The organism is Sulfitobacter sp. M22, from assembly GCF_021736025.1.
GTDB lineage: Bacteria > Pseudomonadota > Alphaproteobacteria > Rhodobacterales > Rhodobacteraceae > Sulfitobacter > Sulfitobacter litoralis.
Window position 1 is genome coordinate 2,091,807 of the sequence record NZ_WMEC01000001.1, and the last position, 24,196, is coordinate 2,116,002.

Here is a 24,196-nt window from a genome sequence, read left to right on the forward strand (position 1 = left end):
CCAGGGCGCGCCCGCTCAGGCCCCCGACGGGTTCAGCCCACAATCTCTGCCGTTTCCAGCACCGCATGCAGCAAAACATCGGCACCCGCTTTGGCCCAGTCTTTGGTGATCTCTTCGGCCTCGTTATGGCTTAGCCCATCGACGCAGGGGCACATGACCATCGCGGTCGGGGCCACCCCGTTGATCCAGCAGGCATCGTGACCGGCCCCCGAGATGACATCCATATGACTATACCCCAACCGCTCTGCTGCAGAACGGATGGCCGAGACGCAGCCCTCGTCAAACGTCACGGGATCAAAGCCGCCGACTTTTTCAAAGGCGACCTCAAGCCCCATGTCATTGGCGATCTTCTGGCCTTCGACGCGCAGACGCTTTTCCATATCTTCGATCACGCTCAGATCGGGCGACCGGAAATCGACGGTAAAGATCACTTGACCCGGAATGACATTGCGCGAATTCGGGTAGACCTCGAAATGCCCTGCGGCACCAACCGCGTGGGGCGCGTGGGACCATGCGATCTGGTCCACGGCCTCAAGCATGCGCGCCATGCCAAGCCCTGCGTTCTTGCGCATGGGCATCGGGGTCGATCCGGTGTGTGCATCCTTGCCGGTGACGGTGACTTGGGTCCACGACAGCCCCTGCCCGTGGGTGACGACACCGATATCCTTGCCTTCGGTCTCAAGGATCGGGCCCTGTTCAATGTGCAGCTCGAAAAAGGCGTGCATCTTGCGGGCGCCGACCTCTTCGTCGCCTTGCCAGCCAATCCGCTTGAGCTCATCACCAAAGCTCAGGCCCTCGGCGTCGGTCTTGGCATAGGCCCATTCTTGCGTGTGGATGCCGGCAAAGACACCGGACGACAGCATGGCGGGGGCATAGCGGGTGCCTTCTTCGTTGGTCCAGTTGGTCACGACCACGGGGTGCTTTGTCTTGATCCCCAGATCGTTCATCGTGCGCAGCAATTCCAACCCGCCAAGCACGCCCAATACGCCGTCATATTTCCCGCCCGTAGGCTGCGTATCCAGATGCGACCCGACATAGACCGGCAGTGCATCGGGGTCAGTGCCATCGCGCTGCGCAAACATGTTGCCCATCGTGTCGAGACCCATGGTGCAGCCGGCCTCCTCGCACCATTTCTGGAACAGGGCGCGGCCTTCGGCGTCTTCGTCGGTCAGCGTCTGGCGGTTATTCCCACCTGCCACACCGGGGCCGATCTGGGCCATCTCCATCAGACTGTCCCACAGACGATCAGGGTTGATCTTCAGGTTTTCACCGGGCGCGGCCATAGCGGTTTCCTTTGCGTTTTCTACCTTGTGCAAGGCGTAAATTTTTACCATTTGGTAAATCCACGATTGCGGCTAGGGTTAAGTCTGTCAAGAAATGCTTTCCTTGGGGCGACCCGTCACTGGCGGACTGCCGCATTTTCAGGCACTTACACCGGAAGGGACCGCGCCATGCCCGACGCCACCGCCAAGAAAAAGCCCAGCCGAATCCAAAGGCGCAACCGGCGTGTCATCTTGGACGCCGCGCTGGATGTGTTTTCCAGCTACGGGTTTCGGGGTGCCACGCTGGATCAGATTGCCACAGAGGCCGGGCTCAGCAAACCAAATATATTGTATTATTTCAGTGGCAAAGAAGAAATTCATGCGACCCTTCTCAGCCAGCTTATGGAAACATGGCTGGACCCTCTGGTAGAGCTCGACGCCCAGGGTGACCCGCGCACAGAGCTGTTGGATTACGTGCAGCGCAAGCTGGATATGGCGCGGGATTTGCCCCGCGAGAGCCGGCTGTTCGCTGGTGAAATTTTACGCGGTGCGCCGCATATGGGCCCTCGATTGCAAAGCGATCTTAAGCCGCTCTTTGATGAAAAATGCGCCGTCATTGCAGCCTGGATGGGCGCAGGAAAGATCGCACGCATGGACCCGCGGCATCTGATATTCTCGATCTGGTCCACAACGCAGCACTACGCGGATTTCGCCCCGCAGGTGGCGCTGTTGCTTGAGGGCGACGCCGATCAACATCAACAGGCGTCAGATCATCTACGGCTGATGTTCTCTACGTTGCTGACCCCCGCCGCACCTGAACAGTAGCGGCGGAGGCAAGGGTCACTCTGCCGCCGTGGCAGAGGGGTTGTTCGGGTGCGTCGTCCAGTTGGCATACGCCGCTTCGACCGTTTTTCCGGTACGCGGGTCCGTGGTGCCCGTGGCCAATTCCACCATAGAGATGCAATCCTCGACGGGGCAGACATTGACGCAGAGGTTGCAGGCCACGCATTCATCGTCGATCACGCTGAACGTCCGGTCTTCGGACATGGCAATCGCCTGGTGCGACGTGTCTTCGCAGGCTGCAAAACATCGCCCGCACGAGATGCACAAATCCTGATCAATCTTGGCCTTGGCGACATAGTTCAGGTTCAGCTGGTTCCAGTCGGTCACATTCGGCACCGCGCGGCGCACCAGTTGATCGACCGAGGTCATCCCCTTGTCGTCCATATATTCCGACAGGCCGCTGATCATTTCCTCGACGACCTTAAAGCCATAGGTCATCACGGCGGTACAGACCTGCACGTTCCCCGCCCCAAGTGCGAGAAACTCTGCCGCGTCGCGCCATGTGGTCACGCCGCCGATACCACTGATCGGCATATCAGCCGTGGCAGGGTTGCGGGCAATCTCGGCCACCATGTTCAGCGCAATTGGTTTCACTGCCGGTCCGCAATAACCGCCATGGGTGCCTTTACCGTCGATTGTCGGTTCGGGCGCGAACAGATCCAGATCGACCGAGGTGATAGAGTTGATCGTGTTGATCAGGCTCACCGCATCCGCACCACCGCGTTTCGCGGCCTCGGCGGGATAAAGCACATTGGTGATGTTCGGCGTCAGCTTCACGATCACCGGCATGCGCGTGTATTGCTTGCACCAGCGGGTGACCATTTCAATGTATTCCGGCACCTGCCCCACGGCCGATCCCATGCCGCGTTCCGCCATGCCGTGCGGGCAGCCGAAGTTGAGCTCGATCCCGTCGGCACCGGTTTCCTCCACATGCGGCAGGATCGCTTTCCACGCCTCTTCCTCGCACGGAACCATGATTGACGCGATCAGCGCACGGTCAGGGTAATCACGTTTCACCGCCTTCATCTCGCGCAGGTTCACTTCAAGCGGACGGTCGGTGATCAGCTCGATGTTATTGAGCCCCAGCAGCCGCCGGTCCGCCCCATAGATGGCACCGTAGCGCGGGCCGTTGACGTTGACGACCGGCGGGCCCTCCATGCCGAGCGTTTTCCACACGACACCACCCCACCCCGCCTCAAAGGCGCGGCGGACGTTGTATTCTTTGTCCGTTGGCGGCGCGGATGCCAGCCAGAACGGGTTCGGGCTTTTGATGCCCACGAAGTCGCTTCTTAGATCAGCCATTTGCGTTCTCCTGTAGGGGCTTAGCCCATCAATACCATGTGAATGTCCATCGCCGCGTCGCGCCCTTCGGCAACGGCTGTCACGGTCAGATCATCGCCGCCGCTGGCGCAATCGCCGCCGGCCCAGACCCCGTCGACACTGGTACGTCCGGTGCCATCGACCTTGATCTTGCGCGCCTCAAGCGTGGGCAGCGCGTCGCCCTGCAATGTCTGGCCGATGGCCTTGAACACTTGATCCGCAGCAAGGCGCAGGGTCTGACCTGTGCCCTGCATCTGGTCGTCCACATACTCGAATTCGATCTCGCGCACGGCACCGTTGCCGATCACGGCGACCGGCGTGGCATGGGTCACGATCCGCACGCCCTTAGAGGCCGCGAGATCCTGTTCGAACACGCTGGCGTTCATCCGGTCCCGCCCGCGGCGATAGACCAGCGTCACATTCAACGCCCCCAGCAGCTTCGCCTGAATAGCCGCGTCAATCGCGGTCATCCCGCCGCCGATCACCACCACGTCACGACCGATCGGGACCGCAGCCACATCGCTCGCCTGACGCAGATCGGCGATGAAATCGACCGCATCCAGCACGCCGGTCTTATCCTCGCCCTCGGCCCCCAAGGCGTTCACACCGCCAAGGCCCATACCAAGGAACACGGCGTCGTATTCCGCCCGCAAACTGTCCAGCGTCATCGCCGCCCCAAGGGCTGCGTTATTCTGCACGGTGATGCCGCCGATCTTGAGCAGCCAGTCGACCTCTGCCTGCGCGAACCCGTCTGGTGTTTTGTAGGTGGCGATCCCGTATTCATTCAGACCGCCGGGCTTGGGCCGCGCGTCAAAGACGGTCACATCATGCCCCATCATCGCAGCACGGTGCGCACAAGAAAGCCCTGCCGGACCTGCCCCCACGACCGCGACCCGTTTGCCCGTCGGTGCTGCGCGTTCAAACGGGTGCACCCCCTTGGCCTGCAGATGGTCCGTGGCATAGCGTTGAAGCTCGCCGATCTTGACCGGCTTGCCCTCAGCCACTTCACGCACACAGGCCTGTTCACACAGCTGTTCGGTCGGACAAACGCGGGCACACATGCCGCCCATGATATTCTGGCTCAGGATGGTCTTGGCCGCAGCATCCGGTGTGCCGGTGGCGATCTGCCGGATGAACAGCGGAATATCGATGTCCGTCGGGCACGCCGTGATGCACGGCGCGTCGTGACAGAAATAGCATCGGTCTGCGGCGACCAGCGCCTCGTGCACATCCAGCGGCGGGTGCAAATCCGAAAACTGCGCGGTGTAGGCATCAGCGTCCAGCCGTCCGGCAGCGACCCCCGGTTCAAAGATTTTCTGCGACATTTTTTTATCCCTGCTGTCACTATTTATTCAGAAACGCTCCCACGGAATGATTTTTTTATCAACTGGTAAAATTATTTCACTGTTGTGAAATTTCATGCGCAAACGCCCGCCTGTTCTGAATTTGCGGGCAAAAACTCTTGATTTTGTCCTTTTTGGCGCCAAAGTCAGAGGTGCGACGCGAAAGACTTTCGACCCCTCAGCCCTTAGGCGCTGGTGCGATCAAGTTCTGACCGAGCCACGCTGCCGCATAATGTGGGCAGGACAAACACAGGAGTAACGGGGCATGGCTACTGGCACCGTAAAATGGTTCAATACTACAAAGGGATATGGCTTTATCGCGCCTGATGGCGGCGGCAAGGATATCTTTGTTCACATCTCGGCGGTTGAACGCGCCGGCCTGACCGGGCTTGCCGACAACCAGAAGGTGACATTCGACATCGAGGCAGGCCGTGACGGCCGTGAAAGTGCTGCAAATATCGCACTGGCCTGACCGGGCCGAAGCCGGATCATAATATTTTTGACGACGGGCGCTTCGGTGCCCGTTTTTTGTGCAAAACTACTCGGTTTCGTTGATCTGATCGATCAGCGTCAGCACTTTCGGGCCCAAAGCGTCGACGATTCTCGTGACGCCTTGCGCGTTCGGGTGCACACCGTCTGCTTGGAAAAAGCCCCGTGCCTGCGCCAGATCAGGCTGTTTGCCATTCTCTGACAGACCGTCGAAGAAGCTGCCCATCAGGCTCGCGTCATATTGTGAGGCCAGATCGGGATAGATGCTGTCAAAGGCGGTTTTATAGTCGGGGCCAAAGTTGCCCGGCGCGGTCATGCCGACCAGCAGCACCTCGACCTCGGCGTCCTGCGCGGCCTTGAGTATCCCGTCCAGATTGGCACGGCTGACCGACGGATCGATCCCGCGCAAAAGGTCGTTCCCGCCAAGCGTCACGATCATGCCATCCACCTCGGGCGTCATGGTCCAGGCAACACGTGAAAGCCCGCCGGCGGTGGTATCCCCAGACACGCCAGCGTTAATCACCGTTACATCCGCGCCGTTCTGATCCAGCCAGTTTTGCAGTTGAGGCACGAACCCGTCTTCGGCAGGCAGACCGTATCCCTGCGTCAGACTGTCGCCCAATGCCGCAAGAACAAGCGGTTCCGCCAGTGCGGGGCCTGCTAATACCAGAACAAGTGCCGTCGTAACCTTGCGCATCATGGTCGAACCTCCATATCCAACAGGGACCGTATTTCAAAAGGCAGCCCTATGACCGACCCGGTGTTCCAGCTTCAAGATGCATCCCTGAAACTGAATGGCAACGCCGGAAAGGTCGATATCCTACATGGGATCACTCTGGACGTCGCACAAGGCGAGACGGTCGCCTTTACCGGCCCGTCGGGGTCGGGCAAGTCTTCGCTGCTAATGGTCATGGGCGGGCTCGAGAGGGCCACAGGCGGATTGGTGCGCGCCTTGGGCGAAGACCTCAGCACCCTGTCCGAAGACGGGCTGGCCAAGTTTCGCCGCGGGCGGATGGGCATCGTGTTCCAGTCTTTCCACTTGATCCCCACCATGACCGCGCTGGAAAACGTCGCCACCCCGCTTGAACTGAACGGCGTGGCTGATGCCTTTGACCGCGCCGAGGCGGAATTGCACGCTGTGGGTCTGGGGCACCGGCTGAACCACTATCCCGCACAGATGTCGGGCGGCGAACAGCAACGCGTCGCGCTGGCCCGCGCCTCTGCCCCGCGTCCGGCGATCCTGTTGGCGGATGAACCAACCGGCAATCTCGACAGCACCAACGGGGCCGCGATTATGGAGCTGTTGTTCAATCTACGCGAAAAGCATGGGGCGACGCTGGTGCTGGTGACCCACGCCGATGATCTGGCCGCGCGCTGTGATCGGGTGGTGACGCTGACCGACGGGCGCATCGTCGGCGGGACCGGCGCATGAGCCTGCGTCTGGCCGGCCGTTTCGCCCGTCGCGAAATGCGCGGGGGGCTGCGGGGCTTCCGTCTGTTTCTGGCCTGCCTCGCCCTTGGCGTCGCGGCGATTGCCTCCGTAGGGTCTGTACGGTCCGCCATCGAAGGCGGGCTGCAACGCGAAGGCGCGGCCCTGCTGGGGGGCGCGGCAGAGATCGATTTCACCTATCGTTTCGCCACCCAAGACGAACGCGACTGGATCGAGAGGCAAGCCAGCGCCGTGTCCGAGGTTGTCGAGTTCCGGTCCATGGCTGTCGCTGGTGACGGGGCCGCCGCAGACCGTGCGCTGACGCAGGTAAAGGCGGTCGATGATCTGTACCCGCTGGTGGGCGAGATGGCACTGGAACCGGCGATGCCGCTGGAACAGGCGCTCGGGCTGGAAAACGGGCTGTCGGGTGCCGTGATGGAGCGCGCCTTGTCCGACCGTCTGGGCCTTTCCCCCGGCGACACCTTCAAGCTTGGCGTCAAGGAATTCCGCCTCTCCGCCCTGATCGTGCGCGAACCCGACAGCGCCGCCAGCGGCTTTGCCCTTGGGCCCCGCACCCTGCTCCGGACCGAGGCGCTGAACGGGGCCGGCCTGCTGGCGGAAGGGACGCTGTTCAATTCGAAATACCGGATGCTGCTGCCTGCCGATACCGACCTTGATCAACTGCGCTCTGCCGCCCGTGCGCGGTTTGAAAACAGCGGGATGCGCTGGACCGATGCGCGCAATGGTGCACCGGGGGTATCGCGCTTTGTCGAACGGCTCACTGCGTTTTTGATCCTCGTGGGCCTGTCCGGTCTGGCCGTGGGCGGTGTGGGCGTATCGGCTGCTGTACGGTCCTACTTGACCGGCAAGACCGAAGTCATCGCCGTGTTGCGTGCGCTAGGGGCTGACCGCGCGACGATCTTCCAGACATACTTTATCCAGATCGGCGCCCTGTCGCTTTTAGGCGTCGCCATCGGCGTGGTGTTAGGGGCCGTGGCCCCGCTGGTTTTTGCGCCGCTCATTTCCGCGCGGCTGCCGATCCCTGCGGCCTTTGCCATCTACCCCGCGCCACTGGCCGAGGCGGCGATCTACGGGCTGCTCACGGCGTTTGCCTTCACGCTCTGGCCGTTGGCGCGCAGCGAGAACATCCGCGCGGCGACCCTGTTTCGGGATGCATGGGACGGGGCCGCGCGTTTTCCGGCACCGCGCTATGTGGCGATCATCGTGCTGACCGTCGCGCTGCTGGTCGCGCTGGCGGGGTGGTTCAACGGCAGCTGGTGGCTGACGCTCTGGACATTGGGCGGCATCGCAGGCGCGCTTGGGATCCTCACGCTGGCGGCACTGCTGGTGCGTTTCCTTGCGCAACGCGCTGCCGTTCTGGCACGCGGACGACCGCGGCTTCGCTGGGCCTTGACTGCGATTGGCGGCAGTGGCGAAGGGGCGGGAGCCGTGGTGCTATCGCTCGGTCTTGGCCTATCGGTACTGGCCGCCGTGGGTCAGATCGACGGCAACCTGCGTCAGGCGATCTCGGGCAACCTGCCCGATGTGGCCCCGTCGTATTTCTTTGTCGATATCCAGAAAGACCAGATCGAGGGCTATACCAAACGGCTAACCGAAGACCCGGCTGTGCGGCGCATCGACAGCGCACCCATGCTGCGCGGCGTCGTGACCCAGATCAACGGCAAGCCCGCCAAAGAGGTTGCGGGCGACCACTGGGTCGTGCGCGGCGACCGCGGGCTGACCTATGCCGAGGCCCCCGACGACGACACGGTGATCACCGCGGGCGAATGGTGGGCGCCTGACTATGACGGCCCGCCGCTCATTAGTTTTGCCGCCGAAGAGGCCGAGGAGATCGGGTTAGAGCTTGGCGATACGCTGACCATCAACGTGCTGGGGCGCGACATCACCGGCACCATCGCCAGCTTCCAAGAGGTTGATTTCTCGACCGCGGGGATCGGGTTTATCCTGACCATGAACCCCGCCGCCCTGACCGGCGCGCCGCATACCTATATCTCGACCGTCTATGCCGACCCCGAGGCCGAAGCACCGATCCTGCGCGATCTGGCCACAGCCTACCCCAACATCACCGCCATCCGCGTGCGTGATGCGATCGACCGTGTGGCGGCGGTGCTCAGCGGATTGGCAGCGGCGACATCCTACGGTGCGGCGGCTACTCTTCTGACCGGCTTTCTGGTATTGATCGGGGCAGCCGCGGCAGGTGCAGATGCCCGCCGCTATGAAGCCGCCTTGCTGAAAACGCTAGGGGCCTCGCGCCGCAGTATCGCCACCAGCTTTCTGTTGCGCGCCGCCCTGTTGGGGCTGTTCGCAGGGACCGTCGCGCTGCTGGCAGGTATTTTGGGCGGGTGGGCCGTCAGCCGCTTTGTGATGGACACCAGCTTTGCCGTGGTTTGGCCCTCGGCGCTGTTGATCATCACCGGCGGAGCGCTGGCGTCGATCCTTGCCTCGCTTGGCTTTGCGATCAAAGCATTGAACGCCAGACCCGCACAGGTGCTGCGCGCCCGCGAATAAGATGGATCCTATAGACTGCAAAGGGAAACGAAAATGACGCAGACGACCCAGACGCTGCCCGCCCCCCTGCCGCCGGTGCTGACGGCAGCCCAGCAAACCCATGTGATAAATGTCCTGCGCCGTGCTGCGCGGGCCGAGGTTTTGCCGCGGTTCCGCAATCTGGCACCGGCTGACATTGACACCAAATCCGGCCCGCATGATCTGGTCACCGCCGCCGATCTGGCCGCCGAAGCGATGATCACCCGCGCCCTCGCCAAGGCCTACCCCGACGCGCTGATCGTCGGCGAAGAGGCGGTGTCGGCAGACCCCGGATTACTCGACAAGATCGCCGAAGCCCCTCTGGCCTTCATCCTTGATCCCATCGACGGCACATCGAACTTCACCCACGGGCTATCGATCTTCGGCATGATCCTTGCGGTGACACGCTTCGGTAAACCGGCCTTTGGCGTGATCTATGATCCGGTGAACGATGACTGGGTGATTGCCGATGATACCAGCACCCCGCGCTTTGAACGCGCCCTTGGGCTTTCGCGTCCGCTGCGCGTCGGCATGGGCAAGCAAATCGAGGACCTGAGCGGTTTCGTCCCGCTGGGAAACTTCAGCAAAGAGCTGCGGGTCAAAGTCGCCGGCACCCTGCCGAGCTTTGCCAAGGTGAACTCCCTGCGCTGTTCGGCCCACGAATACCGCACCGTCGCCCAAGGCCATGCCGATTTCATCCTAAGCGGCACTCTGCACCCCTGGGACCATGCCGCCGGTGCCTTAATCTGCGCCCAAGCCGGTGCCCACGTCGAGATGCTGTCGGGCGGCCCCTATGACGCGACCCTGCGGACGGGGCATATTCTGGTGGCACCGGACAAGACCACATGGAACCGCCTGCGCAAGGTCTTTGCCTTCCTCGCCGACGATTAAGCCTCAAATGCAAAACGGGCGCGAGGTTCCCCCCCCGCCCGTTCTATCACTCAGACACGTAACAGCTTACTCAGCCGCCTCTGCGTATTCCTCCATCGGGGGGCAGGTGCAGATCAGGTTGCGGTCGCCATGCACGTTGTCGACGCGGTTGACCGGCGGCCAGTATTTGTCGACGCGGAACGCACCGGGGGGGAAGCAACCCTGTTCGCGGGTGTAAGGGCGATCCCATTCGCCGACCAGATCCTCGACCGTGTGCGGCGCGTTCTTGAGCGCGTTATTTTCACGCGGCATATCACCGTTCTCGATCGCACGGATCTCTTCGCGGATCGCCAGCATCGCATCGCAGAAACGGTCCAGCTCGGCCTTGGTCTCTGACTCGGTCGGTTCCACCATCAAGGTGCCCGCGACGGGGAAGCTCATCGTGGGCGCGTGGAAGCCCGCGTCAATCAAACGTTTGGCGATGTCATCCACCGTCACGCCTGCGCTTTCCTCGAACGGGCGCACATCGAAAATACATTCATGCGCGACACGGCCCGTTGGCCCTTTGTACAGCACCTCGAACGCCCCTTCGAGCCGCTTGGCGATGTAGTTGGCGTTAAGGATCGCAACGCGTGTGGCCTGCGTCAGCCCGTCACCGCCCATCATCAAACAATACGACCACGAGATCGGAAGAAGCGACGGCGACCCGTAGGGTGCAGCGGAAACAGCGCCTTCACCACCGTTCGGATGTCCCGGAACATGCGCGATGAGGTGCGATTTCACACCAATCGGACCCATGCCGGGGCCACCGCCGCCATGCGGAATGCAGAATGTTTTGTGCAGGTTGAGGTGGCTGACATCGCCGCCCACATCGCCCGGACGCGCCAAACCGACCATGGCGTTCATATTCGCCCCGTCGATATAGACCTGACCGCCGTGATCGTGGGTGATTTTGGTCACCTCGGTCACGGTTTCCTCGAACACACCGTGGGTCGAGGGATAGGTGATCATGCAGCCAGCAAGGTTTTCGCTGTGCTTTTCCGCCTTGGCGCGGAAGTCGTCCAGATCGATATCGCCGTTGGCAGCTGTCTTGATCACGACCACCTTCCAGCCGACCATATTGGCGCTGGCGGGGTTGGTGCCGTGTGCCGACATCGGGATCAAGCAGATGTTGCGATGCCCCTGCCCGTTGGCACGGTGATAGGACGCAATTGCCAGCAGACCCGCATATTCACCCTGCGCACCCGAGTTGGGCTGCATCGAAATCGCGTCATAGCCCGTGATGTCACAAAGCTTGGCCGACAGATCGTCGATCATATGCTTATACCCAAGCGCCTGATCTTGCGGCACAAACGGATGGATCATCGAGAATTCGCGCCAGCTGACCGGCATCATCTCCGCAGCCGAATTCAGCTTCATCGTGCACGACCCCAGCGGGATCATCGCACGGTCCAAGGCCAGATCACGATCGGCCAAACGACGCATATAGCGCATCATTTCGGTCTCGGCGCGGTTCATGTGAAAGATCGGGTGAGTCAGATAGGCGCTTTCGCGCAGCATGTCGTCGGGGAAGCGATATTGCGCCTCGAACTTCTCATCTGTGCGGCGGATGCCAAAGGCGCGCCAGACGGCTTCGATTGTGGCAGGCACGCTGCGCTCGTCGAGGCTGATGCCGACGCGGGTCTCACCGACGCGGCGCAGGTTGATGCCCTCGTCCACGGCAGATTTCATCACAGCGGCCTGCAAGGGGCCGACATCAACCGTCACCGTATCAAAAAAGGATTTCGGATCGACCTTGAAACCGGCTTCTTCCAGCCCGTTGGCCAAGCGTACAGCCTTGCGGTGAATACGCTGTGCAATCGCCTTTAGACCGTCTGGCCCATGGAAAACCGCATACATCGACGCCATCACCGCCAGCAGCGCTTGCGCGGTACAAACGTTCGACGTCGCCTTTTCGCGGCGGATGTGCTGTTCACGCGTCTGCAGTGACAAACGGTAGGCACGGTTGCCGTGGGCGTCAATCGACACGCCAACAATGCGGCCGGGCATGGCGCGCTTATAGGCGTCCTTGCAGGCCATATAGGCCGCGTGCGGGCCGCCATATCCTTCGGGCACGCCAAACCGCTGGGTGGACCCGACAGCGATATCCGCGCCCATGGCACCGGGTTCTTTCAACAACGTCAACGCCATCGGATCAGCGGATACGACACCCAAAGCACCAGCGTCATGCAGCGCGGTCATATGGTCGGTAAAGTCGCGCACATGGCCGTAGGTGCCGGGATACTGGAACAGCGCCCCGAAAACAGCGTTCGCGTCCATCTTGTCGGGGTCACCGATGATCACTTCGATATCCAGCGGGGCCGCACGGGTCTGGATCACGGCGATGTTCTGGGGGTGGCAATCGCGGTCGACAAAGAACGCCTTGGCCTTCGATTTCGACAGGCGCATCGCCATCGTCATCGCTTCGGCACAGGCCGTCGCTTCGTCCAGCAAGGACGCGTTGGCCACTTCAAGACCCGTTAGATCGCTGATCATCGTCTGGAAGTTCAGCAGCGCCTCAAGACGCCCTTGGCTGATCTCGGGCTGGTAGGGGGTATAGGCGGTGTACCACGCGGGGTTTTCAAAAATATTACGCTGGATCGCAGGCGGCGTCACCGTGCCGTGATAGCCCTGCCCGATCAGCGAGGTCAGCACCTTGTTCTTGCCCGCCACCACGCGCATGTATTCTAATACTTCGCGCTCTGACATCGGCTTGCCAAAATCCAGCGACTCTTTCTGGCGAATTTGGGCGGGCATCGTGTCATCGATCAACGCGCCAAGGCTCTGCGCGCCGACGGTTTTCAACATGTCCGACATCTCTGCCGGAGAAGGCCCGATATGTCTGCGGTTGGCAAAATCATACGGCAAATATTCGGTCGGTTTGAAAACCATGGCGCAAGGCCCCTCTTCCAAATGGTATAAAATCCCCGCCGGAGGCTCCGGCGGGGCAGCGGGCGTTACCCGATGAACTTTTGATAGGCGGCTTCGTCCATGAACTCGTCCATCTGGCTCGGGTCGGACGCCTTCATCTTAAAGAACCACGCCTCGCCCTGCGGGTCGTCATTCACCAGGGCGGGGTTGTCGGACAGCGTGCTGTTGACCTCGATGATCTCGCCATCAATCGGTGCCAGAATATCGGACGCCGCCTTGACGGATTCGATCACGACGACCTCGTCGTCCTTGCTGACAGTCGTGCCTTCATCGGGCAGCTCGACAAACACCACGTCGCCCAGCTGTTCGGCCGCGTGAATGGTGATGCCAACGACGATTTCGTCGCCTTCAACCCGCAGCCATTCGTGTTCTTCGGTAAACTTCATTCTTCCATCCTTCACTAGATTATCTTTTAAAATTCGCCGCAACAAAGGGCAGCTTGGCAACGGTCACTGGCAGTCTCTTGCCGCGGACTTCGCCCCACAGCATCGTATCAATACCCGCCTGCGCTTCACTGACATAGCCCATTGCGACAGGCCCGCCTACCGTCGGCCCGAAACTGCCCGACGTCACTTCGCCCACCTGCGTGCCACCTGTCGCGGCATCAAAAAGCGGTGTGCCGTCGCGCATGGGGGCGCGCCCTTCGGGGGCCAGACCGACACGCTTGCGCGCCGTGCCAGTTTCGAACGCGGCTTGCACAGCGTCGGCACCGGGGTAGCCCCCCGCACGGTCGCCACCAGCGCGGCGGGCCTTTTGGATTGCCCATGTCAGGCTTGCCTCTACCGGGTTTGTGCCCGCGTCGATATCGTTGCCGTACAGACACAACCCCGCCTCAAGCCGCAGCGAATCCCGTGCGCCCAGACCAATCGGCGCAACGCCCTCGATCTCCAGCAAATGGCGGACCAAGGCTTCGACCTGCGCTTCTGGAATAGACAGTTCGAACCCATCCTCGCCGGTGTAGCCCGACCGCGAGGCCCAGACCTCTACCCCGTCCAGCGTCAACGTCGCAAAATCCATGAACCGCATCGCGTCAGCCGCCGGATCAAGCGAGGCGATGGCCGCGCCTGCGGTTGGTCCCTGCACGGCAATTAAGGCACGGTCGGTGATCGGGGTCACGGTGAGCTCAGGCTCAAGCGCCGCTTTCATCCGCGCGATGTCGGCCTCCTTGCAGGCGGCATTCACGACAACAAACAGGTCATCGCCACGACGCGCAAACATCAGATCATCCTCGATCCCGCCCGCGTCATTGGTGAAAAACCCATAGCGTTGACGCCCGTCTTCCAGCCCCAGCACGTTCATCGGCACCAGTGCCTCAAACGCCAGTGCTACGGCGTCCCACGACGGGCCGGTCACCATCACCTGCCCCATGTGGCTGACGTCAAAAACGCCCGCAGCGGCACGGGTGTGCAGATGTTCTTTCATCACGCCCATCGGATACTGCACAGGCATGGAATAGCCCGCAAAGGGCACCATCTTGCCACCCAGGTCCAGATGAAGATCGTATAGCGGTGTCTGTTGCAAATCGCTCATGGTCACGCGGCCTTTTCCATATCCAGAAGGCCATTGACCATACTGGCACCCAGCAGACCGCAGGAATGCAGCCCGTCAAATGCCCCCTCTGTCCTTTCGCCTGAGATCGTTATCCCTTCGGCGGACGCTGTTGCGTCACTCTCCAGAGTTGTTAGGTCCCGTTGCGGTCCTTGCGCCTGAGAGTTTCCGGGGCGGTTGCTCCTTCGGCACCGGCTTGCGCCGGTTCTCCCGTAACGGTGTGGGCAAGTGCTATGCCGGATCGCGGCGCTGCGTCAAGCAAAGTTGACAGCGCAGCGCTAAAACTTTCATCCCGTGCCGCGATATTGAGCAGCCCACCGCGACCTGCGCGTGCAAGATGTGGACATCAGCGCCGCGCGGCGCCAAAACACGCATATGACACCATATTTTTTCGGCTATGGCAGCCTCGTAAATCGCAATACCCACGCCTACCCCGACGCCCGTCCGGCGCAGTTGCACGGCTGGCACCGGCTTTGGGTTCGCATCGCAGGGGCATCGCATGTCTTTCTCAGCGTGCTGCCTGAAAAAGACACCGTCATCGACGGCTTGATCGCGGCTGTGCCTGGTGCCGATTGGGTGGCGCTGGATACCCGCGAAACCAACTACAACCGCATCGGGTCGAACGGGGCTGTCGTACACGACATCATTCCCGCCCCCGATATGGCGCATTATTCCGTGCCGACGGACACCCATGTGACATCCGGCGACCACACCATTTTGCTCAGCTATATTGATGTCGTGGTCCAAGGGTTCCTGCGCGAATACGGGGTCGACGGCGTGCAGCGGTTCTTTGACACGACGCGCGGCTGGGACACGCCGATCCTGAACGACCGCGCAGCGCCGAAATACCCGCGCGCACAAGCACTTACCGTGCAGGAAACCGCGCTGGTGGACGACAATCTGACCCGCCTATCGGCGCAGGTGCAGTAGCGACATCAACCGCCCGTCGCGGGCAAAGACCTCGGGCTTGGCGCGTTTGCGCTGCCCCCCTTGCGCGATCATCCGACGCGCCAAAACCCACGCCAGCGTCCCAAAGACCACCCCCGCCGCCGCCTGCCCGATCAGCACGCCGGGCGCGCCGAACAGCAGGCTGCCGGCCCAGACCAAGGGGATCATCCCCAGCGTGTTGCGACCCCAGTTGGTGACCGTCGAATAATAGGGGTGGCCCATATTGTTGAACGCTGCATTCGACACGAACAACACGCCGTTGAAAAAGAACGCCAGCGAAAGCGGGCCGCAGAACAGATAGATCAGCGTCAACGTAATGCCTTCGGCGTCAAACATCGCCGCCAGCGGTGCGCGGAACGCAAACAGCGCGGCGGAAATCGCCACGATCACCAACGCGGCAAAGCTGACCCCCGCGGCATAGGTCCGTTTGACCCGCCCCAGATCGCCTGCGCCAAAATTCTGCCCGATGATCGGCCCCACCGCCCCAGACAGAGCAAAGATCACGGCAAAGGCTACAGGCATCATGCGGCTGACAATCGCCATGCCCGCCACCGCGTCTTCACCATAGGCCGCCATGGCGCGGGTGACATATGCCTGCCCGACAGGCGTTGCGACCTGCGTCAGGATGGCGGGCACCGCGATGGACAAAACCGGCAACAGATCGCGCCACAGTCCCGCAGGACGTGGCATCGCGATCCCGCCATAATGGCGCACAATCGGCATCAACGCGGTATAGGCAATCACCACCCGCGCGACAAAAGACGCCCAGGCGGCACCGGTCAGACCCAGGTCGAAGGTAAAGATCAGGATGGGGTCAAGAATGGCATTCACAATACCCCCTGCGATCGTTGCCATCATTGCGCGGCGTGCATCCCCATGCGCCCGCAGGATGGCGCTGCCCATCATACCAACCATGAGGAACGGGACGGACGGCACAACAATCTGCAAGAAATGCACCGCCAGTGTCGCCGTCTCACCGCGCGCGCCGACCAATCCGACCAGAACATCCAGCGATAGAAACACACACAGCGCAAAGATCACGCCGAAAAACGCCCCATAGCACAGCGCATGGGTCGTTCGCTCTCGCGCAAGCTGCGCATCATCCTGCCCCAAGGCCCGCGCGACCAAAGCACCGGCCGCAATCCCCAGACCGATCCCGAAAGACGTGGTGAAAAACAGGATCGCCCCGGCATAGCCGATGGCCGCCGCCAGCTCGGCCTTGCCCAGCATAGAAATGAAGATCATGTCGACGAAATCGACAAGGAACACGGCCACCAGCCCGACCGAGGCCAGCAAAGACATGTTGGCCACATGCCCGAACAGGTTGCCCGATAAAAATTTGGCGCGCCCATCAACCATGATGGACGCGCCTTATGTCAGCCGACAGTGGCTTCATTTTGCCAGATAAACTCTCGCCGAAGGCTCCCGAACTTGCGCCCGCGAACCCGACCCGTTTCACCCGCGTGCCTTCACGACTTGCAGCAGCGGCAGCACGGCACCCATATCGGGTCCGTGGGGCTTGCCGGTCAGCGCCAGACGCAGTGGCATGAACAGCCCCTTGCCCTTGCGGCCCGTCTGCTCTTTCACGGCGGCAGTCCATGTGCTCCATGTGTTTTCGTCAAATTCGCCCTCGGGCAGAAGCGCCAAGGCTTCGGCGACGAACTCTTTATCCTCGTCCGCGATCACAGGCTCCGCGCCTTCGCTAAACATCTGCCACCATCCCTCAAGATCGTGAAGTGTCGTGATGTTTTCGCGGGTGACCTGCCAGAACAGGCCGGCCTTATCTGCGGGCACACCAAGGGCTGCGATATCATCGGCGACCGCCTCAAGCGGGAGGGTCTGCAAATAGCGGCCCGTCATCGGGAACAGGTCTTCGACGTCGAACTTGGTCGGCGCAGAGCCAAAGCGTTCGATGTCAAAGCCATCGATCAAGGCCTCCATATCGGTGCGCAGCTCGACCGGATCAGACGACCCCAGACGCGACATGATCGACAGCAAGGCAAACGGATGCACGCCGCGTTCGCGCAGATCGCGCAGCGCCAGCACGCCCAGACGTTTCGACAGCGCCTCGCCTTGCGGACCGGTCAACAGCGAATGGTGCGCAAAGGAGGGCACGGTGCCGCCAAGTGCGTGCATGATCTGGATTTGTGTCGCCGTGTTGGTCACGTGATCAGAGCCGCGCACAACATTGGTCACGCCCATCTCTGTATCATCGACAACCGACGCCAGTGTGTACAAAATCTGGCCGTCACCGCGGATCAAAACGGGGTCCGAAACCGACGCCGCATCAATCGAGATGTCGCCAAGGATGCCGTCCTTCCACTCGATCCGTTCCTGATCCAGCTTGAAGCGCCACACGCCCGGGCCGCGTTCGTCGCGCAGCTTGGCCTTTTCCGCATCCGACAGGTTCAGCGCAGCGCGGTCATAGACCGGCGGCTTGCCCATATTCAGCTGTTTCTTGCGCTTGAGGTCCAGTTCGGTCGGCGTTTCCCACGCTTCATAGAAGCGCCCGATCTTGCGCAGCTCGTCCGCGGCAGCGTGGTATTTCTCCAACCGCTCGGACTGGCGTTCAACGCGGTCCCAATGCAGGCCGAGCCATGTCAGGTCTTCTTTCAGACCGTCGACGTATTCTTCCTTGCTGCGCACCGGATCGGTGTCGTCGATCCGCAGGATGAACTCGCCGCCGTTTTTGCGGGCGATCAGATAGTTCATCAGCGCCGTGCGCAGGTTGCCTACGTGGATATAGCCGGTCGGGGACGGGGCGAAGCGGGTGATGGTCATTGGGTTCTCCTGATTGGCCGCTGGCTTGTCACAGCGCGGCGTCATTGTCTAGATAACGTGCGGCATCGCCCGCGTGATCAACTGGGGTCGCGCCAGCGGTTCACGATGGGATAGCGGCGGTCCAACCAGAACGCGCCCTTGGTCAAACGGGGACCGGGTGCGGACTGAAACCGTTTGTATTCACTGATATAGAGCAGGTGTTCGACCTTTTTGGCAACATCGCGGTCAAAGCCCGCTGCCACGCAATCGGCGATGGACCCGTCGTCGTCGACAAGGATCGTCAGCATCGCATCCAGATCGGGATAGTCGGGCAGGCTGTCGCTGTCCTTCTGATCCTCGCGCAGCTCGGCCGAGGGCGGCTTGTTGATGATGCGCGGCGCGATCACCTCTCCCTCTGGGCCCTTCATCCAGTCGCGGTGGTTCTCGTTGCGCCAGCGGCAGCTGTCGAAAACGCGGGTTTTATACATATCCTTGATCGGGTTATACCCCCCCGCCATGTCGCCATAGATCGTGGCATAGCCCACCGCGACCTCTGACTTGTTGCCCGTGGTCAACAACATCTCGCCGAACTTGTTACTGACCGCCATCAACAACAGCCCGCGCAGGCGCGACTGGATGTTTTCCTCGGTCAGGTCGGGTTCGGTGCCGTCAAACAGCGGGGCCAGCGTGTCGGTGATCGCGGCACGGCCCTGCGCGATCGGCACATAGTCATAGCGGCAGCCAAGCGCCTTGGCGACGGATTCAGCATCATCAAGAGAGGCTTGGGACGTATATTCGGACGGCAGCATCACACAGCGCACATTGTCAGCGCCAAGCGCATCCACAGCGATCGTGGCCACAATCGCCGAATCGATGCCGCCCGACAGGCCCAGCAACACTTTCTTAAAGCCGGTCTTGCCCATGTAGTCGCGCAAGCCCTGCACCATCACGCGGTAGTCCTGCTCAAGCTCCGATGGCATCGGCACCTTCTCGCCCTCGACCACGCGCCAGCCTTCCGGGGTCTGCTCAAGGTCGACATGGGTGATTTGCGCGTCAAAGGCCGGCATTTGAAACGCCAGCTTGCCGCCGGGGTTCAGCGCAAAGCTCGCCCCGTCAAAGACCTGATCATCCTGACCGCCCACCATATTGAGGTAAATCAGCGGCAGTTCAGTTTCGACCACACGGGCGACCATATGGTTCAACCGCGTCTCGAACTTGCCGCGATAATAGGGCGATCCGTTGGGCACCAACAGAAACTCCGCCCCGGTTTCGGCGAGTGTTTCGGCCACATCGGGGTGCCACGCGTCTTCGCAGATCGGGCTGCCGATGCGGGTATCGCCGACGGCGTACGGCCCGCCCAAAGGCGCGCTGTCGAAAATACGCACCTCGTCAAAGACAGTCTCGTTTGGCAGGTTGTGTTTGAACACGCGGCTGGCGATCTTGCCGCCCTTGAGGATCACATAGGCGTTATAAAGCTTGGCCCCTTCAACCCAAGGTGCGCCAATGGCCAGCGCGGGCCCATCGGCACAATCAGCCGCCAGCGCTTCGAGGTGCGTCATCACATCCAGCTGGAACGCCTGCTTCATCACAAGGTCTTGGGCATTGTATCCGGCAAGGAACATCTCTGGCAGAGCCACCAGATCGGCATCGGCCTCTTTGCCTTGGGCCCAGGCATCCCGCGCGAGGTCTGCGTTTCCGACCAAATCCCCGACGGTGGGGTTCAACTGGCCAAGCGTGATGCGAAAACGCGATGTCATGAGGCGATCCTTCGATAATCTACGCAAGTGATGTAGCAGATCACGCGCCAAGTAAAAGACCAAGGCGCACCGCCGGGCAAAAGACGATTGCCCCCTCGCAGGCCATTGAATAGGCTAAGCGTGAACAAACTCGCCCGCCGCTCTTGGCCGCACTCTCTTTTGAAAGTTGCTGTATGACGAAATTGAACCTGACCCCGCTGATCCTTTGCCTTGGGCTGCTGCCCTTCACCGCACTTGCGCAAGACGGCGAAGTACAAAGCAAGCAATACGACGATGGTGGCGTCTATGAGGGGACGTTTAAAGACGGCGTTCAGCACGGGACAGGCACCTACACGCTGCCCAACGGCTATGAATACGAAGGCAATTGGGTCGACGGAGAGATCAAGGGAAAAGGCGTCGCGCGTTTTCCCAACGGATCGGTCTACGAAGGCAACTTTGAAAAGGGCAAGCCGGACGGGTTCGGCAAGATCACCTTTGCCGACGGCGGCACCTACGAGGGCGAATGGGAAGCCGGCGCGATCACCGGTCAGGGCATCGCGCAATATGCCAACGGCGTGCGCTACGAAGGGTCGTTCCGCAATGCCAACCACCACGGCAAGGGCGTTATGCAGTCCCCCGGCGGCTATGAATATCAGGGCGACTGGGTGGACGGCGTCAAGCAGGGCGTGGGCAAGATCACCTACCCCGATGGCGCGCTGTATGACGGTGACATCGTCGATGGCGACCGCAATGGCACCGGCACGCTGACCATGCCTGACGGGCTGACCTATACCGGCCAGTGGAAAGACGGACAGATCGACGGCACCGGCACGCTGACCCAGCCCAATGGCGACATCTACGAAGGCGATCTGGTCGCCGGCCAGCGCCAAGGCACCGGCAAAGTGACCTACGTCACGGGCGACATCTACGAGGGCAGCTTTGCGGAAGACCGCCGCGAGGGACAGGGCACATTCACTGGCACCGATGGCTATGTCTACACGGGCTCTTGGGTTGCGGGAAAGATCGAGGGGATGGGCAAGGTAACCTACCCCGACGGTTCAGTCTACGAAGGCAGTTTTCGCGATGATCTGGCAGACGGTCAGGGCAAGATCACCTATCCGGACGGATCAACCTATGAAGGATCATGGGTCGTTGGCGTCATCGAAGGCCAGGGCCGTGCGACCTATCCCAATGGCATCGTCTATGAGGGCGGGTTCAAGAATGCCCGCAATGATGGTCAGGGTGTAATGACCTATGCCGACGGCTATAAATACGATGGCAGCTGGCAAGACGGCCAGCGCAACGGCATGGGCACGGCGACCTATCCTGATGGCACCGTCTATACCGGCAGCTTTGCCGACGGGTTGCGCGATGGCACCGGCAAGATCACCATGCCCGACGGGTTCACCTATGACGGCCAGTGGTCCGGCGGAGAGATCGACGGCGCCGGCACCGCGACCTACCCCAACGGTGATATCTACGAAGGGTCGTTCGAGGGCGGCAAACGTCAGGGTCAGGGCACCATGCGCTATAAGACGGGCGAGGAAGTCACTGGCCAGTGGGTGAACGGTGCATTGCAGGAAACGGGCGCGGCCCCTGCCGAGGATACTGGCACCGCGACCACGCCTGACGCTACGGATGAGGCCACGGATGAGGCCCCAGCAGAGTCCGAGACTCCGTCAGAGGCACCTGCCGACAGCACGGACGAGGCAGACAGCAACGACGGTTAAACCACCTCGCCCGCATCCAGACGGGCGAGCAGGGCATCCCCTTCGGCCAGAACCGTCTTGCGTCTGTCGGCGTCCATCCGGTCCCATGTGCGGTACATATTGCCCATACGTGGATTGTTCGAGAACCGGTCGCGATGCCGGTCCAGAAAGTGCCAGTACAACAGATTGAACGGGCAGGCTTTTTCGCCCGTTTTCGCACTGACGGAATAATGGCAGCTTTTGCAGTGGTCCGACATGCGGTTAATGTAAGCCCCCGACGAGACATAGGGCTTGGACGCGATGACACCGCCGTCGGCAAACTGGCTCATGCCGATGGTGTTCGGGGCCTCCACCCATTCGAACGCGTCGGCGTAGACGGCCAGATACCATTCATGCACCTGCGCCGGATCAATCCCCGCCAGCAGGGCAAAGTTGCCTGTCACCATCAGCCGCTGAATATGATGTGCATAGGCCTGCGTCTTGGTCTGCCCCACCGCCTTGGCCACACAATGCATCCGCGTTTCGCCACCCCAATAGAACCACGGCAGGGCGCGGTCATGCCCTAGGACATTGCGACTGGTATAGTCAGGCCCCTCGAGGAAATAGATGCCGCGCACATATTCGCGCCAGCCAATGATCTGCCGGATGAACCCTTCGGCAGCGTTGATCGGCGCATGACCTGCGGCATAGGCGTCGGCGGCGGCCTTGCAAATCTCGGTTACGTTCAGCAGCCCGATGTTGAGGTAGGGCGACAGGATCGCGTGATACAGGAATTCATTCTCGTTCAGCATCGCGTCTTGGTAATCACCAAACCGCGGCAGGGCGTTCGCGATGAAATGGTCCAGCGCCTGCAAGGCCTCTGCACGGGTGGTGGCGAACCAGAACGGCTCCAGATCCCCGAAGTTATCGCCGAAACGCGCCTGCACCAGATCGAGCACCTCGCGGGTGGTGGCATCCGGTTCAAACCGCAGGGGGCCATCGACGGTCACATCATCGGGCGCCGCCTTGCGGTTGTCGTGATCAAAGTTCCACTTGCCGCCAGCGGGTTGGTCTCCGTCCATCAGCAGGCCGGTCTTGCGGCGCATCTCGCGGTAGAAATACTCCATCCGCAGCGCCTTGCGTCCTTCGGCCCATGCCTCGAATTCGGCATGAGTGGCAAGAAAGCGGTCATCGGGCAGCAGATGCACCTTCAGCGGGGCGTATTTCAGCTTGTCGATCAAGCGCCATTCCCCCGGCTCTGTCGCCAGCACCTCGCTTGCCCCCGTCTGCGCGGCACGGCGCAGCAATTCCCCCACGATAGAGCCCGCGTTGTCCGTATCGTCCAATTGCGTATAGGCGACGGTCCAGCCGTCCTGTTCCAGCGCTTGGGCAAATTTGCGCATCGCGGCAAAGATCAGGGCGATTTTTTTAGGGTGATGCTGGACATAGGCCGCTTCGTCCGCAACTTCGGCCATCACGACCGTATCGCGTGCCTTATCCGCCTGCGCCAACGCGCTGAGCGTTTCTGTCAACTGATCGCCCAAAACCAGCACCAAACGCCCTACCATGGCACCGGCTTTCCCGCCCAATCAAAGAACTGGCCTGTGTCCGCAGGTGTCAGCCCGTCGATCACAGCCAGCAGATTTCCCGCCGCCTCCGACGGTGCGACAGCGGGATGGCGGGCAAGGTATTTCGCGGTAAAGGCGGTCTTGACCGTGCCCGGGTGCAGGGCGACGCAGATGCTGTGTTTGTGGCTGCGCGTCAGTTCGATCGCGGCGGTGTGCACAATCTGGTTCACCGCCGCCTTGGCGCTGCGGTAGCTGATCCAGCCGCCGATCCGGTTGTCCCCGATCGACCCCACCCGCGCCGAGAGCACGGCAAACACGCACGCCGTGTCGCGCCGCAGCAGGTCACCCGCATGGCGCAACACCAGCGCGGGGCCGACGGCGTTCAGCGCGAATTGGTCCATCATCGCATCGCGGCTGATGGATTTGATAGATTTTTCGGGCGCAGCGCCGTTTATCTCAAGCGCGCCGGTGGCGACCAGCACCACGTCGAACGGCCCGCCCACAGCGGTGATGTGGCGATCCACGCTTGTCTCGTCGGTGATGTCGAACCCGTCCACCGACCGTGACAGCCGCGTGACCGCATCGCCGCGCGCCTCGTAGGCGGCGGCCAAGGCGGCACCGACACCGCCCGAAGCCCCTATAATCAAAACCTGTTTCATGCAGGGAAACCTAGCGGAAAACAGCCCCCCTTCAAGCGCGGGAAAAAGGGCGCAGAAAAACCCTTCCCATTTGCGAATGCGCGGGTATAACTTGTCGCCATGACACACGCCGATCATATGTCGATCCTGCCGCGCCACTGCGCGACTTTCCTGCGTGCCAACCTACTGCTCCTAATCCGCCTCTGAGCGTGCCATCCGGCGCGCCCGCTCAGAGGGA

19 protein-coding genes and 1 riboswitch are annotated in these 24,196 nt (G+C 61.5%); of the genes, 7 read left to right on the plus strand and 12 right to left on the minus strand.

Annotated elements, in window-relative coordinates:
- Window positions 1-32 precede the first annotated feature (32 nt).
- Window positions 33-1,283 carry a Zn-dependent hydrolase gene (locus tag GLP52_RS10300; RefSeq protein WP_093731412.1) on the minus strand — a complete coding sequence of 417 codons (1,251 nt, stop codon included), beginning with the start codon at window positions 1,281-1,283 and terminating at the stop codon, window positions 33-35.
- Between the two features lie 168 nt (window positions 1,284-1,451).
- Here GLP52_RS10300 and GLP52_RS10305 point away from each other — a divergent pair, with 168 nt between their 5' ends.
- The gene (locus GLP52_RS10305) at window positions 1,452-2,087 is read left to right on the plus strand and encodes a TetR family transcriptional regulator C-terminal domain-containing protein (RefSeq protein WP_237272336.1); all 636 of its coding nucleotides are present in this window, start codon (window positions 1,452-1,454) and stop codon (window positions 2,085-2,087) included.
- 15 nt (window positions 2,088-2,102) lie between these two features.
- Here the strand turns inward: GLP52_RS10305 and preA are convergent, their stop codons facing one another.
- Window positions 2,103-3,407, minus strand: coding sequence for an NAD-dependent dihydropyrimidine dehydrogenase subunit PreA (preA, locus tag GLP52_RS10310; RefSeq protein ID WP_237272337.1), 1,305 nt, complete (start codon window positions 3,405-3,407; stop codon window positions 2,103-2,105).
- 20 nt (window positions 3,408-3,427) lie between these two features.
- Window positions 3,428-4,750, minus strand: coding sequence for an NAD(P)-dependent oxidoreductase (locus GLP52_RS10315; protein ID WP_093731415.1), 1,323 nt, complete (start codon window positions 4,748-4,750; stop codon window positions 3,428-3,430).
- Window positions 4,751-5,033: 283 nt separating this feature from the next.
- Here GLP52_RS10315 and GLP52_RS10320 point away from each other — a divergent pair, with 283 nt between their 5' ends.
- The gene (locus GLP52_RS10320; protein ID WP_138663098.1) at window positions 5,034-5,240 is read left to right on the plus strand and encodes a cold-shock protein; all 207 of its coding nucleotides are present in this window, start codon (window positions 5,034-5,036) and stop codon (window positions 5,238-5,240) included.
- A 66-nt stretch (window positions 5,241-5,306) separates the two neighbouring features.
- Here the strand turns inward: GLP52_RS10320 and GLP52_RS10325 are convergent, their stop codons facing one another.
- Window positions 5,307-5,957 carry an arylesterase gene (locus GLP52_RS10325; protein WP_237272338.1) on the minus strand — a complete coding sequence of 217 codons (651 nt, stop codon included), beginning with the start codon at window positions 5,955-5,957 and terminating at the stop codon, window positions 5,307-5,309.
- Between the two features lie 48 nt (window positions 5,958-6,005).
- Here GLP52_RS10325 and GLP52_RS10330 point away from each other — a divergent pair, with 48 nt between their 5' ends.
- The 3 genes from GLP52_RS10330 to GLP52_RS10340 are packed head-to-tail and all read left to right on the plus strand — an operon-like array spanning window position 6,006 to window position 10,123.
- A complete protein-coding gene (locus GLP52_RS10330) occupies window positions 6,006-6,689 on the plus strand; it encodes an ABC transporter ATP-binding protein (protein ID WP_237272339.1) in 684 nt (227 codons plus the stop codon).
- Window positions 6,686-9,214, plus strand: a complete 2,529-nt coding sequence (locus GLP52_RS10335) for an ABC transporter permease (protein ID WP_237272340.1) — start codon at window positions 6,686-6,688, stop codon at window positions 9,212-9,214. Before GLP52_RS10330 ends, GLP52_RS10335 begins: the two co-directional genes overlap by 4 nt.
- A 33-nt stretch (window positions 9,215-9,247) precedes the next feature.
- A complete protein-coding gene (locus GLP52_RS10340; protein ID WP_237272341.1) occupies window positions 9,248-10,123 on the plus strand; it encodes an inositol monophosphatase family protein in 876 nt (291 codons plus the stop codon).
- A gap of 66 nt (window positions 10,124-10,189) precedes the next feature.
- On the opposite strand, the gene gcvP is transcribed toward GLP52_RS10340, so the two are convergent.
- The 3 genes from gcvP to gcvT form a co-directional block, all read right to left on the minus strand.
- Window positions 10,190-13,033, minus strand: a complete 2,844-nt coding sequence (gcvP, locus tag GLP52_RS10345) for an aminomethyl-transferring glycine dehydrogenase (protein WP_237272342.1) — start codon at window positions 13,031-13,033, stop codon at window positions 10,190-10,192.
- Window positions 13,034-13,098: 65 nt separating this feature from the next.
- Window positions 13,099-13,458 carry a glycine cleavage system protein GcvH gene (gcvH, locus tag GLP52_RS10350; protein WP_093731422.1) on the minus strand — a complete coding sequence of 120 codons (360 nt, stop codon included), beginning with the start codon at window positions 13,456-13,458 and terminating at the stop codon, window positions 13,099-13,101.
- 19 nt (window positions 13,459-13,477) lie between these two features.
- Complete coding sequence (gene gcvT / locus GLP52_RS10355) at window positions 13,478-14,602, minus strand: glycine cleavage system aminomethyltransferase GcvT (protein ID WP_093731423.1); 1,125 nt, start codon at window positions 14,600-14,602, stop codon at window positions 13,478-13,480.
- 154 nt (window positions 14,603-14,756) lie between these two features.
- A riboswitch (glycine riboswitch) is annotated at window positions 14,757-14,843 on the minus strand.
- 152 nt (window positions 14,844-14,995) lie between these two features.
- Between gcvT and GLP52_RS10360 the strand changes: the two genes are divergently transcribed.
- A complete protein-coding gene (locus GLP52_RS10360; protein ID WP_093731633.1) occupies window positions 14,996-15,550 on the plus strand; it encodes a gamma-glutamylcyclotransferase family protein in 555 nt (184 codons plus the stop codon).
- Here the strand turns inward: GLP52_RS10360 and GLP52_RS10365 are convergent.
- From GLP52_RS10365 to GLP52_RS10375, 3 genes are all read right to left on the minus strand, one after another.
- The gene (locus GLP52_RS10365) at window positions 15,530-16,927 is read right to left on the minus strand and encodes an MATE family efflux transporter (protein WP_237272343.1); all 1,398 of its coding nucleotides are present in this window, start codon (window positions 16,925-16,927) and stop codon (window positions 15,530-15,532) included. The genes GLP52_RS10360 and GLP52_RS10365 overlap by 21 nt on opposite strands.
- A gap of 96 nt (window positions 16,928-17,023) precedes the next feature.
- Window positions 17,024-18,349: a glutamate--tRNA ligase gene (gene gltX / locus GLP52_RS10370; protein ID WP_237272344.1), complete on the minus strand. Its 1,326-nt coding sequence runs from the start codon at window positions 18,347-18,349 to the stop codon at window positions 17,024-17,026.
- A gap of 77 nt (window positions 18,350-18,426) precedes the next feature.
- Complete coding sequence (locus GLP52_RS10375; protein WP_237272345.1) at window positions 18,427-20,085, minus strand: NAD+ synthase; 1,659 nt, start codon at window positions 20,083-20,085, stop codon at window positions 18,427-18,429.
- A gap of 173 nt (window positions 20,086-20,258) precedes the next feature.
- On the opposite strand from GLP52_RS10375, the gene GLP52_RS10380 reads away from it, so the two are divergent.
- A complete protein-coding gene (locus tag GLP52_RS10380) occupies window positions 20,259-21,794 on the plus strand; it encodes an MORN repeat-containing protein (RefSeq protein WP_237272346.1) in 1,536 nt (511 codons plus the stop codon).
- On the opposite strand, the gene GLP52_RS10385 is transcribed toward GLP52_RS10380, so the two are convergent.
- Window positions 21,791-23,320, minus strand: coding sequence for a cryptochrome/photolyase family protein (locus GLP52_RS10385; protein ID WP_237272347.1), 1,530 nt, complete (start codon window positions 23,318-23,320; stop codon window positions 21,791-21,793). The genes GLP52_RS10380 and GLP52_RS10385 overlap by 4 nt on opposite strands.
- Window positions 23,314-23,979 (minus strand): SDR family NAD(P)-dependent oxidoreductase, encoded by a 666-nt coding sequence (locus tag GLP52_RS10390; protein WP_237272348.1) that lies wholly within the window; start codon window positions 23,977-23,979, stop codon window positions 23,314-23,316. Before GLP52_RS10390 ends, GLP52_RS10385 begins: the two co-directional genes overlap by 7 nt.
- Window positions 23,980-24,196: the final 217 nt, after the last annotated feature.